The sequence below is a fragment of the Streptomyces sp. genome (assembly GCF_031181555.1).
GTDB lineage: Bacteria > Actinomycetota > Actinomycetes > Streptomycetales > Streptomycetaceae > Streptomyces > Streptomyces fimbriatus.
This window is the reverse complement of record NZ_JAPSKQ010000056.1, coordinates 14,948-16,704: the sequence shown is the minus strand read 5'-3', so window position 1 is coordinate 16,704 and position 1,757 is coordinate 14,948. Positions and strand designations below refer to the sequence as shown.

At 74.3% G+C, this 1,757-nt stretch carries 2 protein-coding genes; both read left to right on the top strand.

Features of this window, described 5'->3' with window-relative positions; translation table 11 throughout:
• Positions 1-125 precede the first annotated feature (125 nt).
• On the top strand, positions 126-899 hold the full coding sequence (locus RIM90_RS14335; protein WP_309061070.1) for an IclR family transcriptional regulator: 774 nt from the start codon (positions 126-128) through the stop codon (positions 897-899).
• Positions 896-1,756, top strand: coding sequence for an SMP-30/gluconolactonase/LRE family protein (locus tag RIM90_RS14330; protein WP_309061069.1), 861 nt, complete (start codon positions 896-898; stop codon positions 1,754-1,756). The genes RIM90_RS14335 and RIM90_RS14330 overlap by 4 nt, the downstream gene beginning before the upstream one ends.
• Position 1,757 lies beyond the last annotated feature (1 nt).

Below are 1,757 nucleotides of genomic sequence, written 5' to 3'. Positions count from 1 at the left end.
GGCCCGAACCGTGCCATTGCCCGCGTGAGCCCGGGTGACTAGCCTGTGTGTGTTCGTCATTCCGATCGCCTGTTGAAATCTCGAACGAGCGCAGGCGCCTGAGACACATAGGGAGGGGGCCGGTCGTGGGACGCCTCGTACCAGCCGTGACCCGGGCTCTCGACATTCTCGAGCTCTTCCTCGACGGGGACGGGACGCTCTCCGCCCCGGACATCGTGCGCCGGCTCCAGCTGCCGCGCACCACCGTCCACGAGCTGGTGACCACGCTCGCCGCCCGGAAGTACATCGTCCCGGTGGCCGGCCAGCCCGGACGCTACCGGCTCGGCGTACGCCCGTACCAGCTCGGCGCCCGCTACGCCGAACACCTCGACCTCGCCGCCGAGGGCCAGCAGGTCGCCCGGTCCGTCGCCGAGACCTGCGACGAGACGGTGCACGTGGCGATCCTGGAGGACACCGACGTCATCTACATCGCCAAGGTGGACTCCACGCACGCGGTGCGGATGGTGTCGGCGGCCGGCCGCAGGCTGCCCGCCCACTGCACCTCCGTCGGCAAGATGCTGCTGGCCTCCCTTCCCGAGCGGGAGCTCGCCGCGCGCATCCCCGACGACGCCGAGCTGGTCGCGATGACCCCCAACAGCATCACCGACCCGGCCGCCCTGCGCGAGGCCCTGGCGGAGATCCGGGCGCGGGGCATCGCCGTGGAGAGCCGCGAGTCCAACCCGGACGTCTCCTGCGTCGCCGCGCCGGTGCGCGACCGCACGGGACAGGTGGTCGCCGCGCTGTCCATCTCCGTACCGATGATCCGCTGGAGCGACGAGCGCCTGGGCGAGCTGGAGCAACTGGCCGCCAAGGGCGCCGCCGAACTGTCCGAGCGCCTGGGCCACCGGAGCGCGGCATGAGCGACCACACCGCGTACGAGGTGGCCGTCCGCGCGGAGGCGGCCCTGGGCGAGGGGCCCACCTGGGACCCGGCCACCGGCCGCCTCCTGTGGATCGACATCCTCGCCTCCCGCGTCCACACCTACGACCCGGCCACCGGCCGGCGCACGCTGCGCCGCACCGACCAGCACGTGGGCGCCGCCAAGCCCCGCGCGGGCGGCGGCCTCGTCCTCAACCTGCGCGACGGCGTCGGCCTGCTCGACCCCGACGGCACCTTCCGCTGGCTGCACCGGGAGGCCGTCCCCGGCCGCCGCGCCAACGACGCCGCCGTCGCCCCCGACGGCACGCTGTGGGCCGGCACCATGCGCTACGACGAGGCCACCGGCGGCGGCACGCTCTCCCGGATCACCGGGGACGGCACGGTCGACACCGTCCTCGACGACGTGACGGTGAGCAACGGCACCGGCTGGAGCCCCGACGGCCGCCTCATGTACTACGTCGACACCCCCACCCGCCGCATCGACGTCTTCGACCACGACGTGGCGACCGGCCGGATCACGGGCCGCCGCCCTCTGGCCGAGATCGAGGAGGGCGCCGGTTTCCCCGACGGCCTCACCGTCGACGCCGACGGCTGCGTCTGGGTCGCCCTGTGGGACGGCGCCGCGGTGCGCCGCTACACGCCGGCCGGCGGCCTGGACCGGGTGATCCCGCTCCCGGTCCCCCGCGTCACGGCCTGCGCCTTCGGCGGCGCCGGCCTGTCCGACCTGTACCTCACCACGGCCCGGGTGGGCCTGTCCGCCCCCCACCCCCTGGCGGGCTCGGTACTGGTGATCCCCGACGCGGGCAAGGGCCTCGCACAACCGGCGTTCACGGGCTGAG